At 66.8% G+C, this 14,682-nt stretch carries 11 protein-coding genes; 3 read left to right on the plus strand and 8 right to left on the minus strand.

Features of this window, described 5'->3' with window-relative positions; genetic code table 11:
- Positions 1-77: 77 nt before the first annotated feature.
- The 4 genes from CIW53_RS00350 to CIW53_RS00365 all read right to left on the minus strand — a co-directional run bounded on the left by CIW53_RS00350 (position 78) and on the right by CIW53_RS00365 (position 6,270).
- Positions 78-3,299 carry a S41 family peptidase gene (locus CIW53_RS00350; protein WP_197736601.1) on the minus strand — a complete coding sequence of 1,074 codons (3,222 nt, stop codon included), beginning with the start codon at positions 3,297-3,299 and terminating at the stop codon, positions 78-80.
- Positions 3,300-3,437: 138 nt separating this feature from the next.
- Positions 3,438-4,025 carry a hypothetical protein gene (locus CIW53_RS00355; RefSeq protein WP_149362722.1) on the minus strand — a complete coding sequence of 196 codons (588 nt, stop codon included), beginning with the start codon at positions 4,023-4,025 and terminating at the stop codon, positions 3,438-3,440.
- A gap of 291 nt (positions 4,026-4,316) precedes the next feature.
- Entirely contained in the window at positions 4,317-5,141 is an 825-nt protein-coding gene (gene queF / locus CIW53_RS00360) for an NADPH-dependent 7-cyano-7-deazaguanine reductase QueF (RefSeq protein ID WP_149362723.1), read from the minus strand.
- Between the two features lie 136 nt (positions 5,142-5,277).
- Positions 5,278-6,270: an aldo/keto reductase gene (locus CIW53_RS00365; RefSeq protein WP_149362724.1), complete on the minus strand. Its 993-nt coding sequence runs from the start codon at positions 6,268-6,270 to the stop codon at positions 5,278-5,280.
- Positions 6,271-6,376: 106 nt separating this feature from the next.
- On the opposite strand from CIW53_RS00365, the gene CIW53_RS00370 reads away from it, so the two are divergent.
- Entirely contained in the window at positions 6,377-7,276 is a 900-nt protein-coding gene (locus tag CIW53_RS00370) for a LysR family transcriptional regulator (RefSeq protein ID WP_149362725.1), read from the plus strand.
- 36 nt (positions 7,277-7,312) lie between these two features.
- Here the strand turns inward: CIW53_RS00370 and CIW53_RS00375 are convergent, their stop codons facing one another.
- On the minus strand, positions 7,313-8,065 hold the full coding sequence (locus tag CIW53_RS00375; protein ID WP_149362726.1) for a glutathione S-transferase family protein: 753 nt from the start codon (positions 8,063-8,065) through the stop codon (positions 7,313-7,315).
- Between the two features lie 235 nt (positions 8,066-8,300).
- Between CIW53_RS00375 and CIW53_RS00380 the strand changes: the two genes are divergently transcribed.
- Complete coding sequence (locus tag CIW53_RS00380) at positions 8,301-10,634, plus strand: DPP IV N-terminal domain-containing protein (RefSeq protein WP_149362727.1); 2,334 nt, start codon at positions 8,301-8,303, stop codon at positions 10,632-10,634.
- 186 nt (positions 10,635-10,820) lie between these two features.
- Here CIW53_RS00380 and CIW53_RS00385 read toward each other — a convergent pair whose 3' ends face one another.
- The 3 genes from CIW53_RS00385 to CIW53_RS00395 form a co-directional block, all read right to left on the minus strand.
- Positions 10,821-12,650 carry a M56 family metallopeptidase gene (locus CIW53_RS00385; RefSeq protein WP_149362728.1) on the minus strand — a complete coding sequence of 610 codons (1,830 nt, stop codon included), beginning with the start codon at positions 12,648-12,650 and terminating at the stop codon, positions 10,821-10,823.
- Between the two features lies 1 nt (position 12,651).
- A complete protein-coding gene (locus tag CIW53_RS00390; protein WP_149362729.1) occupies positions 12,652-13,038 on the minus strand; it encodes a BlaI/MecI/CopY family transcriptional regulator in 387 nt (128 codons plus the stop codon).
- 208 nt (positions 13,039-13,246) lie between these two features.
- Positions 13,247-14,290 carry a ribonucleotide-diphosphate reductase subunit beta gene (locus CIW53_RS00395; RefSeq protein WP_149362730.1) on the minus strand — a complete coding sequence of 348 codons (1,044 nt, stop codon included), beginning with the start codon at positions 14,288-14,290 and terminating at the stop codon, positions 13,247-13,249.
- A gap of 14 nt (positions 14,291-14,304) precedes the next feature.
- Here CIW53_RS00395 and CIW53_RS00400 point away from each other — a divergent pair, with 14 nt between their 5' ends.
- Positions 14,305-14,658: a four helix bundle protein gene (locus tag CIW53_RS00400; RefSeq protein WP_149362731.1), complete on the plus strand. Its 354-nt coding sequence runs from the start codon at positions 14,305-14,307 to the stop codon at positions 14,656-14,658.
- Positions 14,659-14,682 lie beyond the last annotated feature (24 nt).

Here is a 14,682-nt window from a genome sequence, read left to right on the forward strand (position 1 = left end):
CCAGGGATCGGTGGCAGGCTCATACCGGTGTGGGCTACCTTTCGGGTGGCTCGCACGCGATTTTCGGCGACCCCCGGTTAGGGTTGGCCCGTTCCCACGCCGTGCGGCAGCAGCACCCGGATCGCCGCGTCCAAGTCGCTGTCCTTGCCGTGGTACGACTCGCCCAGCGGTCGGGTGACCGGTACGTCGACGGGGCGGGGGTGGCCTTCCATCGGCTGGCCGTGGGCGTCGGTGATGGTGATGAAGGGCAGGCGTACGCTGCCGCCATCGATCAGCTTGCCGGCGGAGGTGTAGATGATCCAGCCGGCGGTGGGTTCGCCGACGATCTTGCCCAGGCCGAGCGCGCGGTAGCCTTCGGAGAAGTCCTCGCCGTCGGACAGGGTGACGCGGTTGGTGATCAGCACGGTGGGACGCTCCAGCGCGCGCTGGCCGAGGATGCTGCGTGCCGGTTCGGCCTGGCTGAAGCCGCGGAAGGTCATGTTGAGGTAGGGCCGGCGCGCCAGCACGTCGAGCGCGTAGGCGTTGACGAAGCCGCCGAAGTTGTTGCGGATGTCGATCACCACGCCGTCGCGGGTGGCGTTCTGCGCGTCCAGATCCTTGTAGAAATTCTCCAACGAGTCGCTGGACATGTCGCGCAGGTGCACGTAACCGAGCCGGCCGTTGCTGGCGCGCAGTACGTAGGCGCGGTTGCCGGCGGTCCATGCGCGGTAGGCCAGCTCGCCGAGATCCTTGCTGCTGACCGGCTTGACTGCCACCTCACGGGCGCGGCTGCCGGCGGGATTGTCCGCGATGCGCAGGCTGAGCTTGTCGCCGATGCGGTTGGCCAGCCGTTCGGCGAGGTTGCTCGACGCGCCGAGCGCCTGGCCGTCGATCGCCAGCAGGTAGTCGCCGACCTCGATGCCGCCGGCCACGTCGGCCGGCGACAGCGGCACGATGCTGACGATGCGGAACTGGCCGTGCTGTTCGTAGGCATCGCGGTCGAAGCCGAGCCCGAGCTGGCCGGTGATCGGCGCGCGATGCTGCGGCGCGCGTGCGCCGGAGTGCGAGGAGTCCAGCTCGCCCACCATCAGGTTGAGCAGCCGGTACAGCGCGGCCTGCGTGGACGCGGCGGCGACCAGCGGCGCATAGGTGGCGTGCACCGCGTTCCAGTCGGTGCCGTGCATCTGCGGGTCGTGGAAGGTGTTGCGCAACCAGCGCCAGGCCTGTTCGAAGGCGACCCTCTTCTCGCTGTCGAAGTCGACGTCCATCGCGGCGCTGACCGCGAGCGCGTCCGGCTTGCTCTTGCCGTCCAGCGCCAGCGACTGGATCTTGCCCTTGTCGAGGTAGAACACGCGCTTGCCGTCGGCGCTGAACTGGGCGTCCTGCTTCTCGCCGGGAGTGCTGGTGATCTGCTTGGCGACCGGCGGCTCCTTGGCCAGCGGATCCAGCGACCACGTGTAGAGGTTGGACTTGTCGGCGACCTCGGCGGTCAGCAGCAGAGTCTTGCCGTCCGGGCTGATCTGCGCGGCCTCGACGTCGAGGCCGACCGGCAGCAGGCTGAGGCGGTCGCGGATACCGTCCGCGTCGATGCGCACCGGGGTCTTCGGCGACTGCGTGCCGTGCTGTTCGGGATTGGCGTCGGCATGATCCGCTTTCGATGATTCGTCCGGCTGCTTCTTGAACAGATCCTGGAAGTGGTCTTCGTGGAAGACCGGTGTGCGCGGCAGCAGGTCGACCCGCGCGATGCGACCCGCCTCGGTGCGCTGGCCGGTGGTGAACAGCAGCGTGGTGCGATCCGGGCTCCACAGCACGTTGTCGGCCGACGTGTTGGCCAGGCTGCTCAGCGCCACGGTCTTGCCATCGGCCAGCGCCACCGCCTGCGCATTGCGGAACATGCGCGGGCCCCAGCTGAGGTAGGCGATCCAGCGGCCGTCGGGCGACCAGGCAAACGGCTGCGACGACTCCAGCGGACGCGGCAGGTCGATCGGCGCGCGCACCAGCGTGCGCACGCGGCCGCTGGCCAGGTCCAGCACGCACAGTTCGCGGCTGTTGCGCAGGAACGCGAGCTGCTTGCCGTCGGGCGAGAATGCCGGGTCGGTATCCTCGCCATCGCCGCGGGCCAGCGGGGTTTCCTTGTCGGTGGCGAAGTCGTACAGGTACAGCTGGCCGTGGCCTTCGCGCTCGGAGCCGTAGACCAGCCGGCGGCTGTCCGGTGCCCAGGCGAGGTCGTATTCCTCCGCCGCGGTGCGGGTGAGCCGCTGTGCGCGACCGCCTTTGTCCGCGTCGGTGGCGAACACTTCGCCGTGCACGATCAGCGCCAGCTTCTTGCTGTCCGGCGACAGCGCGATATGGCTGAAGTCGCTGTCGAGCTTCTCGTGTCGGGTGACCGGGCCGCGGATCGCGCCTTCCAGTTCGATCGGCAACGCGGCGGCCTGGCCGGTTGCCGGATCCATGGTCCAGATGCGGAAGTCGCGCTCGAACGCGAGCAGCCGGCCGTCGGCCGACAGGCTCGGCCACAACACGCGGCCGTCGCTGAAATGAGTCAGCGCCGATTCGCCGCCGCCCGGTGTCACGCGCCAGATGTTCTCCGCGCCGCTGCGGTCGCTCATGTAATACAGCGTGTGGCCGTCGGCCGCCCACATCGGCCATTCGGCGCGCGCATCATCTGCAGTCAGCCGGGTGTACTGGTGGCTGCCGTCGTCGCGCAGCAACCATATCGCGCCTTCGTCCAGGTGGCTGCGGCCGTGCCGCCACCACTGCCAGTCGCCCATGCCGCCGCCGACCAGGGCCAGCGATCTGCCGTCCGGTGCGGGCGCGGCCATCGACTCGTTGCGGTAGCTCTCCAGCGACACCGGCATCGGCGTGCCGCCGCTGGCGCGCACGCGATAGATGCCGTGCATGCCTCCCACGTTGTCGCGCGACGAGCTGAGGTAGATCCACTGGCCGTCGCGCGACCACGCGTCGAGCTGGTCGGCGCTGTCGGCCCAGCTGAGCCGGCGCAGCACGCCGCTGGCCAGGTCGAGCACGTAGATGCCGCTGCCTTCGCCGCCGGTATCGGACTCGTAGGCGAGGTACTTGCCGTCCGGCGAGTACAGCGGGCGTGAATCGCTGCCGCCGTCATCGGCCACCAGCAGGTGTGCCTTGCCGCCGCCGCTGGATACCGTCCAGATCCCGCCGTCGGCAACGAAGGCGATGGCTCGCCCGTCCGCCGACACCGACGGCTGCGACAGCGCCACCCGCGGCGCGGCGACCGGGCTGGCCGCGTGCAGCGGCAGCGCCGCCAGACCCCACAGCATCCACACAGCGGAACGCAGGCGCATACGGATTTCCCCTGGAAAGACAGACGCCGAGTGTAAGCGGCTGCCACCGGCCTCGCCTGCACCATTGGTCATGCAGCGGCGGCGGATACGGGAAGGGCACCCGCAGGTGCCCTTCGTTGCGCCAGGTGTCGGTGCGGGTCAGCTCTTGCCGATCTCGAAATCCTGTTTCGCCACCGACTTGCCGTCGAGGGAAATTTCCACCCGGTATTTGCCTTCGGGCCACAGGTCGGGGTTCTGCACCTTGAAGGTGGTGATGGCCGGGCCGTCGGTGGCGATCGCCTGGCTGATGCTGCTGACCAGTTGGCCGGAGCCTTCCAGATAACTCCATTTGGCATTCAGCGTGGCACCGCTGGAACTGCCCACGGTGGTGACGCTGGCGTAGATGGTGTTGTCGCTGGAGGCAAAGCTGTCGCCGGGATGGGTGATCTGGTGCCGGGCGTCGACCGCATCGCCGACGCTCAGTTTGGCCACGCTCAGTGGCGCGGCAACGACGGGTGCCGCAGAAGCTGCGCTGGCCGCTGTTGCCGGGCTGGCTGCACTGCCGGTGGTGGCGGGTGCGGCGGCTGTGCTGGGGGCGGCCGGTGCGGTCGCTGGGGTCGCGGCAGTGCTGGCACTGGCCGGTGGATTGGCGGGCGTGGGCGTTTCGTGCTTGCCGCATGCGCCGAGCAGCAGTACGCCAGCAAGGGTGGCGCTGTACAACGCGGTGGTTCGGATCGAACGGTTCATCGGAACTCCAGTGGCAATGACGTGGCCGGTACCGATCCATGGCGGCTGCCGCAGCGTCGTCCGGATGCCTTGGTCAGGCTATCGAGACTAGCGCCGGGCAAATGAAGCGCCGATTAGCGGAGATTTCGCGTGGGCTGAACTTTCACGTGGCGATGACTTGTCGTCCGGCCCGATTCACCGGCTCCCGATTCCGGGATGTGGGAGCGGCTTCAGCCGCGATGCTCTTGATCAGTTTGGCGAAAGCATCGCGGCTGAAGCCGCTCCTACGGTGAAGTCACCTTCGCGGCATGATCATTGACGAACCGTGCGCGGGTTGCCGGGGGTGGCCGGTGTGCTGCTGCGGAACGGGTTGATGTCCAGCCCGCCGCGGCGGGTATAGCGCGCATACACGCTGAGCTGCTGCGGTGCACAGCGATGCAGCAGGTCGACGAAGATGCGTTCCACGCATTGCTCGTGGAATTCGTTGTGGGTGCGGAACGAGACCAGATAGCGCAACAGGCCGGCATGGTCGATCGGCGCGCCGTGGTAGGCGATCTGCACGCTGCCCCAGTCGGGCTGGCCGGTGACCGGGCAGTTCGAGCGCAGCAGGTGCGAGACCAGGGTTTCGGCGACCGGTGTGGCGCTGGTGTCGGCCTGCAGGAATTCGGCGTTCGGGGGGCCGTAGTGGTCGATGTCCAGATCCTGCCCGTCGAGCAGATGGCCGTCCAGATCGACCACGGGAAGTGCCGCGGCATTCGCCTGGCGCAGTTGCACGTTGACCACCGCGCCGGCGGCGGCGGACAGGTCGTGCATCAGCGTGGCGGTCAGCGCATCGGCGTCGGCGATGCGCTCCTGCGCGAAGCCGTTCAAGTACAGCTTGAACGACTTCGATTCGATGATGTTCGGCGACGCCGCCGGCACGTGGAATTCGGCCAGCGCCACCACGGGCTTCCCGCGCAGGTCGAGCCACGACAATTCATAGGCGTTCCAGATGTCGACGCCGTGGAACGGCAGCGGTTCGGCCACGCCGATTTCCGCGCGCTTGTCGGCGCGCGGGATCGGAAACAGCAGGCTCGGATCGTAACGGTCGGCGTAGACGGTGTCCTTGCCGAGCGGAGAATGTTCGGGGGTACTCATGCGGTGAAGTTTAGCTGCTTCCCCACCGGCATCCTTCGTTCCGCGCAGGAGCCCGCTGGCGGGCGATGCTCTTGCCCTGGATCTCCAAAGCCAGAGCATCGCCCGCCAGCGGGCTCCTACGTGGAACGCGGGGCGCTTACATGTTCACCATGTGCATCATCGCGTCGGCGTAGCGGTTGCCGGCGGCGGCGTCGGGCGGAAATACCGCGTCGATCGCCGCGAGTTCGGCGGCGCTCAACTGCACGTCGAGTGCGCCGAGGTTTTCGTCCAGCCGGCTGCGCTTGCGTGTGCCGGGGATGGCCAGCACGTCCTCGCCCTGTGCCAGCACCCAGGCCAGGGCCAACTGTGCCGGCGAGCAGCCCTTGTCGGCGGCCAGCGACTTCACCTGCTCGACCAGCTGCAGGTTGCGGGCGAAGTTGTCGCCCATGAAGCGCGGGCTGGTGCGGCGGTAGTCGTCGGCTTCGAAATCGTCCGGCGAGCGGATCGCGCCGGTGAGGAAGCCGCGGCCCAGCGGCGAGTAGGCCACCAGGCTGACGCCGAGCTTGCGGCAGGCGGCCAGCATGCCGTTGGTCTGCGGGTCGCGCGTCCACAGCGAGAATTCACTTTGCAGTGCGGCGATCGGATGCACCTTGCATGCGCGTTCCAGCGTGGCACCGGAAGCCTCGCTCAGGCCCAGGTAACGCACCTTGCCGGCCGCAACGAGTTCGGCCATCGCGCCGACGGTCTCCTCGATCGGTACGGCCGGGTCGACGCGGTGCTGGTAGTACAGGTCGATGGTGTCGATGCCGAGCCGCTGCAGGCTGGCGTCGCAGGCGGCGTGCACGTAGTCGGGTCGACCGTTGATGCCGCGCGCAGCCGGGTTGGCGGGATCGCGCACGATACCGAACTTGGTGGCGATGAAGGCCTGCTCGCGGCGACCCTTGATCGCCTTGCCGACCAGCACCTCGTTGGTGTGCGGACCGTACATGTCGGCGGTGTCGAGAAGGTTCAGGCCGCGATCCAGCGCGTGGTGGATGGTGGCGATCGATTCGGCATCGTCGTAGGCGCCGTAGAACGCGCTCATGCCCATGCAGCCGAGGCCGAGGGAGGAGACCTTGGGGCCGTTGTTGCCGAGAGTGCGGGTCTGCATGGTTGTCGCTCCGGTGGGTGAAAGGTGGGTGCATGGTGCGCCGTGACGGCTGCGGGATAAATAACCAATAATGGCCATCACCATTCAGTTTGGAACAACAATCGCCATGGACCGCCTCGAAGCCATGCGGCTATACACGCGGATCGTCGAACTGGGCAGCTTCACCGCCGCGGCCGATGACCTGAACCTGCCGCGCGCCACCGTCACCCATGCGATCAAGCGCCTGGAAGCCCGGCTCGGCGCGCAGTTGCTGCAGCGAACCACCCGCCGCGTGCGCAGTACCCGCGATGGCGAAACCTATTACGGGCATTGCGTGCGATTGCTGGCCGACATGGACGAGGTCGAGGCCGATTTCCGCGAGGCGCTGGTGCAGCCGAAGGGCCGCCTGCGGGTCGACCTTCCCGCAACGCTGGCGCGGCTGCTGGTGATTCCTGCGCTGCGCGATTTCTTTGCGCGTTATCCGCAGATCCAGCTCGACATCGGCACCGGCGACCGCTTCGTCGACCTGGTGCGCGAGGGTGTGGATTGCGTGCTGCGCATCGGCGAGCTCGGCGATTCGGGCATGGTCGGCCGTCGCGTGGGCTTGCTCGAGCAGGTCACCGTGGCCAGCGCGACCTACGTGCGCCGTCGTGGCCTGCCCGATTCGCTGGCCGCGCTGCAGGACGGCCACCTGGCGGTGAACTGGGTGTCGCCGACCACTCATCGCGCCGAGCCGCTGGAGTTCATGGTCGGCCGCAAGCGGCGCGAAGTCACGCTGCCGGGTTGCATCAGCGTCAGTGGCGTCGATGCCTACCTCGGCTGTTGCGAGGCCGGCCTGGGCATCGCGCAGATGCCGCGCTATCGCATCGGTGAGGCGCTGAAGAGCGGCAGGCTGCGCGAAGTCCTTCCGGCACATCCCCCGCCGTCCCTGCCGATGACCATCCTGTACCCGCAGCAGCGGCAGATGCCGGCAAGGCTGCGCGTGTTCGTCGACTGGCTGGTGGAGTTGACGGCGGAGCAACGCTGAGGGTGCGCTCCTGCACGTGGCGGGCCGGCGGGGATGCTACGACGCGCGCGGCGGGCCGGGGCGTGGTGCGCTGGTGCCGAACGTGTCGCTGGTCAGCGGTGCACCGGCGCTGATCAGCGCGCCGCGTTGCTCGGCCAGCGGCAGGCGCAGCATGCAGTCTTCGAAGCGGGCCAGTTTCTGGAACGCGGGCAGTGCCTGCACCTCGGCCACCAGGGCGGCCATCAGCGGCCAGCGTTCGGCATCGATGGCGTGGCGTACGAACGAGGCGGTGCGGAAAAAACTGGCGATGCTGATGTCGGCGATGGACAGCGTGCCGAACACGAAGCCACCGTCCGGCAGCAGCTTTTCCAGGTAGTCGAGCGCGGCGGGAATTTCCACTTCGCGCGCATGCTGCACCACCGCTTCGTTGACCGGTTCGCGGAAGACGTGGCGCTTGATCGACAGCTGATGGAACAGCCGCCAGATCAGGCCGTCGGCCAGGCGCGTGTCGGCGTATTCCTCCAGCCAGCGCGCATGGGCACGGTCGGCGATGTCGGCAGGATAGAGTGCGGGCGTGGGATGGCGATCCTCCAGGTACTGGCAAATCACCGAGGAGTCGTTGAGCACGAAGCCGCCGTCGATTAACACCGGCACCCGTCGCAGCGGGCTGAGTCGCGTGAACTGGTCGTTGCCGGTGAACGGCACGATCGGATCGATCTCGTACTCCAGGCCTTTCAGCTCAAGGCATACCAGTACTTTGCGCACGTAGGGCGAGATGTAATTGCCGATGATCTTCAGCTGGGCAGGCATCGGAAGGCTCCGCGGATCACGTTGGCGCAGCGTGAGCGGGGTCGTGGACGCGCGTCAAGCGGTGGCAGGGAGGACATTCAGGTTTTGCGCAGACAGGCGTGGCTTGCGGCCGTCGAGGTGCCGGTGTGATGCGATCGACTTCCGGCACGGGGCTGCCGGTGCGATATCGCGCTAGCATCGTGCGTTTCGACGTGGCGACGGTCGCGCGTCATCCGGTTTTCCTGGGGAGAGCGTCATGCATTCGATGATCGGCAAATCGCGCCTGTTCGGCGCGGTGGTGATGGGACTGCTGTGCGGCGGCGTCGCGCAGGGCCGCGCGCTGAGCACAGGCGACTATGCGCAGGCGGAGCGCTTCATGAGTTACAACACGGTGCCGCTGGTCGATCACGCGGTGACGAAGGTCGACTGGCTGGATGACGGCCATTTCTGGTACGTCGACCACGACGCCGGCGGCGATCACTTCGTGCAGATGGATACGGCCAGCGGCAAAATCACGCCGCTGTTCGATCAGGTCAAGCTCGCCGCGGCGCTGGGCAAGGCCAGCGGCAAGCCGGTGGATGCGAAGACATTGCCGGTGACCGGCTACGCGGCGAAGCCGGACGGCCGCATCGATGTCACGCTGCACGGCAAACATTATCTGTGCGACCTCGCTGCCGCCGAGGCGAGCTGCGTCGACCGGGCCACGGTGGTGAAGACCGGCAAGGAGCCGGGCGCGCTGTCGCCGGACAAGAAGAGCGAGGCGTTCATCCGCGACTGGAACCTGTGGCTGCGCGACGTCGCCAGCGGCAAGGAGATCCAGCTCACCACCGATGGAGTGGAGAATTTCGGCTACGCCACCGACAACGCCGGCTGGAAGCACACCGACAAGGCCATCGTGGAGTGGTCGCCGGATTCGAAGCGGATCGCCACGTTCCAGCAGGACCAGCGCAAGACCGGCGAGATGTACCTGATCAAGACCAGGGTCGGTCATCCGGAACTGGAGAAGTGGAAGTACCCGCTGGTCGGCGACAAGGACGTGACGATGATCGAGCGCGTCATCATCGACGTACCCACGCACAAGGTCGTGCGCCTGCAGATGCCGCCGGACCAGCACCGCTCCAGCCTGTGCGACGACGTCAGCTGCGGCCCCGACGGCGGCTGGGACGACGTGAAGTGGGCAGCCGACGGCAAGACCCTGGCCTTCGTCTCCACCTCGCGCGATCACAAGCATGAATGGTTTCGCATCGCCGACGCGGCCACCGGCAAGGTGCGCACGGTGTTCGAGGAATCGGTGCCGACGTATTACGAGAGCGGCAACGGCGCGGTCAACTGGCGCTACCTGCCCGAGACCCATGAAGCGATCTGGTTCAGCGAGCGCAACAACTGGGGCAACCTGTACCTGTACGACCTCACCACCGGCAAGCTCAAGCACGCGATCACCACCGGCGAGGGCAACGTCACCGAGGTGATGAAGGTCGATCCGAAGACGCGCACCGTGTGGTTCCGCGGCGTCGGCCGCACGGCGGGCGTGAACCCGTACTACCAGCAGTTCTTCAGGGTCGGCCTCGATGGCGGCAAGCCGGTGCTGCTGACGCCGGAAGCGGCCGACCACACGGTGACGCTGTCGCCGAATGGACGTCTGTTTGTCGACGCCTGGTCCACCCCGACCGTGCCGCCGGTCACCGTGCTGCGCGGCGCGAACGATGGCCGCAAGCTGGCGAACGTGGCCGCTGCCGACATCTCGCGCCTGAAGGCCGCCGGCTGGGTGCCGCCGATCCCGTTCACGGTGAAGGCGCGCGACGGCAAGACCGACCTGTACGGCATGATGTTCAAGCCGACGAACTTCGACCCGTCGAAGAAATACCCGATCATCGACTACATCTATCCGGGCCCGCAGACCGGTTCGGTGCGTGGCCGCAGCTTCTCGTCCGCGCGCGTCGACCACCAGTCGATGGCCGAGCTGGGTTTCATCGTGGTGGCGATCGACGGCATGGGTACGCCGTGGCGCTCCAAGGCGTTCCACGACGCCTACTTCCAGCACGTCGAGGACAACACGCTGCCCGACCAGGTGGCCGGCCTGAAAGAACTCGGCAAACGCTATCCGTGGATCGACCTTGGCCGCGTCGGCATCTGGGGCCATTCCGGCGGCGGCAACGCCAGCGCCGGCGCGATGTTCCACTACCCCGACTTCTTCAAGGTCGGCTGGGCCGAAAGCGGCAACCACGACAACCGCAACTACGAGGACGACTGGGCCGAGAAGTGGCAGGGCCTGCTGGTGACGAACAAGGGCGGCCAGACCAACTACGACGCCCAGGCCAACCAGAGCTTCGCGAAGAACCTCAAGGGCCACCTGATGCTGACCTACGGCACGCTGGACGACAACGTGCCGCCGTCCAATACGCTGCTGGTGGTCGAGGCGTTGATCAAGGCCAACCGCGATTTCGACATGATCGCGATCCCCAACGTGCACCACGGCTACGCCGACGCCACGCCGTACATCACCCGCCGCCGCTGGGATTACTTCGTGCAGTACCTGGCCGGCAATACGCCACCGGAGGAATACAGGCTGAAGGCGTGGCCCTGGCGTTGAGTCGCCGCTCGCGCCCGGGAGCGTGAGCAGCCGGCGCTTCACCCTCCCGTTGTCCTGCCGGGAGGGTGGGGCGCCATCTGCGTGTTGCCCCGGTCGCGGGGTTCGCTCGGAAGCTTGTGTAGAAAACCATTTCCCGTGGCTTTCTTCTCGCCGCGGCCGGGCTTCGAGGTTGAAAAACTCAATCTCTCAGCGCAGGTTCGTCGGCTTCGCGACACCCTTGGCCAGCGCTTCGTCGATCAAGGCCCCGATCTGCCGGTTGGCTTCATCGGCGGCCTGTTCCTGCCGCTTGCCCAGCGCATCCTGTTTTGCGCCGAGCGCATCCTGCTGCTTGCCCAACGCGTCCTGCTGCCGCGCCAGTTCGTCCTGCTGCCGAGCGAGTTCGTCCTGGCTGGCTTGCAGGCGGCTTTGCATGGCCTCGACTTCGGCCCGGCGCTTGTCGTTGTGTGGATCCATGGCCAGCGCCGCCTGCGCGCCTGCCAGCCTGGCCTGTTCGGTGGCGAGCTGCCCCTGACGCATGCCCAGCGAACCTTGTCGTGCGCCAAGCCCGCCTTGCTCGCCGCCGAGGCGTCCCTGTTCGCCACCCAGCTCGCCCTGCTGTCTTCCCAGCTCGCTCACGGGTGCATAGATGGCCTTGGCACGCTGGATGTAGGCGCTGTCGCGGACCACGTAGGACTTGTTGCCGCGACGGAACCACAGGATGGGTTCGTTCCCCTTGCGCAGCCGGTTCAACGCGTCGACATCGGCATCCGAACCGTTGACGGCGATCGAATCGCCATCGAGCAACGCGAAACCGTAGGCGGCATCGGACGAGGTATCGATGCTGACGTGGTGTGCCGAAAAGCCGTGCATGCGAGGCGGTGGGGGCGGCGGAGGCGGAAGCGGCAAGGGTGCGGTCGGCGGCAGAGGTGGTGGGGCTGGCGGCGCGGGCGGAGCTGGCGGTGTCGGTGTTGTTGTGGACACCGTTGTCGGCGTGCTCCGTGGCGCGCTCGCGGTGACGCGATAGGGCAATACGCCGGCCAGCACGACCAGCACGATCAGCGGCCAGGCGCGGGCGCGGCTGCGCGCTGGATTCTCGGACTGTTGCAGCATGATCAGTCGCCTCTTGAGGTTATGGAACGATGGCGAAGCTCCGGCCAGGCCGGAATGCATCGGATGGGCGATGCCCAGGCGCAGCAGCAGATGGCCGTAGGCCTGCGGCATCGTGCCGGTCTGCTGCAGCACCTGCGCATCGCAGGCAGCCTCGCGGCTCAGCGCGTACTCGCGCACCGCCCACGCCACCAGTGGATGAAAGAAGAACAGGCGCTGTGCGACGGCCGGTATCCAGCCCAGCCACAGGTCGCCGCGACGCAGGTGCGCCAGTTCGTGGGCCATCGCCATCGCCGACTCGGGCAGGGTCAGCCGCTGATCGGCCGGCAGCAGCACGGTCGTTCGCCACAGGCCGGTGACCTGGGGCGAACGGATCGCGGCGGACATTCGCAGCTGCGGCTCGCGGCGCAAACCCAGTTTTTGCGCCTGCTCCGCGCACACGGCGCGCAATGCGTCATCGGTCGACGGATGCGAGTTGCGCAGCACACGGCGCGACGCGCGCCACTGTTTGCCTGCGATGAGCAGTTGCATGAGCACGGCGGCCAGCCACAGCGAAACCAGGATCGGCCGCCAGTGCGCGTGCCACGCGGCTGGCGTCGGCCGGGGCGTTTCGGCCACCGCGCGAGCCATCGGTACGCCAGCCGTGATGGCCGCGGCCGGCATGATGGCGTGATCGTGTACAACGGCCGCGATCGGCGGTGGCGTTGCCAGCACGCGCAGTTGCAGTGGCGAGCTCCAGCACAGCCCGAGGATCAGCTGCAGGCCGACCAGCCACCACAGCGTGCAGCGCAGTGCGGCCGGCAGTTGCGGAATCAGGCGGCCGACCAGCCAGATCGCACCGATCAGCAGCACGGCCTGGGCCGACGTCCAGGCCAGCCGGATCAGCAGGGTATCGAGCAGGGTATCGAGCAGGAAGTTCAGCGATTCCATCTCACGACTCCTTGCGCCGGGACTGCAACTGCGCGACCAGCGCTTCGAGTTCAGCCAGCTCCGTCTCGCTGACCTCGGCACGCTCCGACATCCACGCGACGAACGGCGAGACCGAACCACTAAGTGTCTTCTCGACGAAGCTGCCTACCGCGCTGCGCATGGCCTCTTTCGGTCCGGTCGCGGTGCTGTAGCGGAACATGCCACGCAGCTGGCGGCGTTTCAGGTAGCCCTTGCCACGCAGGCGCTCCATCATGGTCAGCACGGTCGAGCGGGCAAGCCCGCGCGGCTCGCCGAAGCCGCTGGCGACTTCGCCGACGGAGGCGCCGCCGTTCTCGGACAGGTAGTGCAGGAGCGCAAGCTCCTGATCGCCGATGGAGGGTTTGGACATGGCCGGAGCACTTCATGACTACAGGTGTAGTCACCGTACGCCTTGACTACAGCTGTAGTCAATAGGTCCTCGGTAACCCCGTCACTGCAACCTGGTCAGGGATGAAAGAGCCGGCGCCGCGAGGGCGCCATGCCCGGACGAGTGGTGCACTTGCACGGTGGCCATGAGCTGCACGCGACCAGGCCGTCAGGAACGGGCCGCGACTCCTTCAAAACGCCATGTCGAACGCCACCTCGCCCTGCACGCCGACCTGGTAGGCCGAGACGCGCCGTTCGAAGAAGTTGGCCAGTTCCTGCACGTCCTGCAGGTCCATGAAGTCGAACGGGTTCTTCGCGCCGTACTTCTTCGGCATGTCGAGCTGGGCGAAGCGCTGGTCGGCGCAGTATTCGAGGTACTGGCGCATGTCCTTCACCGACATGCCGGCCACGCCGCCGGACAGCACGTCTTCGGCGAACTGGGTCTCGCAGGCGATCGCGTCCTCCATCATCTGCTCGACCTGCGCGCGCATGGCATCGTCGAACAGCTCCGGTTCCTGTTCGCGCACGGTGCGCACCACCTCGAACGCGAACGCCATGTGCCCGCTCTCGTCGCGGAACACCCAGTTGGTGCCGGCGGCCAGGCCGTGCAGCAGGCCGCGCGATCGCAGGTAGTAGACGTAGGCGAACGCGGCGTAGAAGAACAGCCCCTCGATGCACGCGGCGAAGCAGATCAGGTTGAGCAGGAACTGGCGGCGATGCTCGCGCGTTTCCAGCCGGCGAAGATCCTGGATCGAATCGATCCACTTGAAGCAGAACGCGCCTTTCTGACGGATCGACGGGATCGTCTCGATTGCGGCGAACGCGCCGTTGCGCTCGGCCGGATCGGGGATGTAGGTGTCCAGCAGCGTGAGGTAGAACTGCACGTGCAGCGCTTCCTCGTACAGCTGGCGCGACAGGTACATGCGCGCCTCCGGCGCGTTGATGTGCTGGTAAAGATTCAACACCAGGTTGTTCGACACGATGGTGTCGCCGGTGGCGAAGAACGCCACCAGCCGCTGGATCAGGTGGCGGTCGGCGGCGGACATCTTGTTGTCGAGGTCGTTGGTGTCCATCGAGAAATCCACCTCCTCGACGGTCCAGGTGTTCTTGATCGCGTTGCGGTACATCTCGTAGAAGCCGGGGTAGCGCATCGGACGCAGGGTGAGTTCGAAACCGGGGTCGAGGAGTGAAGGAGTGAGTGAAGAGGAGTGAGAAACGAGAGATGATGCGCTCATGACAGGGAGGTCCTATGTATTATCGAGAAGCGGTGGTGTGGAACCGGGCAATGGAAATGGCGCGGGAGATCTATCGGTTGACGGCCCTGCTCCCGCGGGAAGAGGTGTATGGGATGCGAAGCCAGCTCACGCGGGCTGCGGTTTCCGTACCAAGCAACATTGCCGAGGGCTGGACGCGAGAGTCGAAACGGGAGAAGTCCCAGTTCCTTGCCATTGCCCAAGGCTCCGTCGCCGAGCTGGAAACGCAAGTCACCTTGTGCGAACAGCTCGGCTGGTTTCCCGAAAGTGAAACGGAGGCTGTCCGCTCCGCCCTCGATCAGGTCAGTCGCATGTGTACCGTCATGCGCCGCAGGGCGAGAAACGGGTGATGAGAAGTGACGGAAGAGAGGTAA

It is taken from the genome of Rhodanobacter sp. T12-5 (assembly GCF_008329435.1).
Taxonomy (GTDB): domain Bacteria; phylum Pseudomonadota; class Gammaproteobacteria; order Xanthomonadales; family Rhodanobacteraceae; genus Rhodanobacter.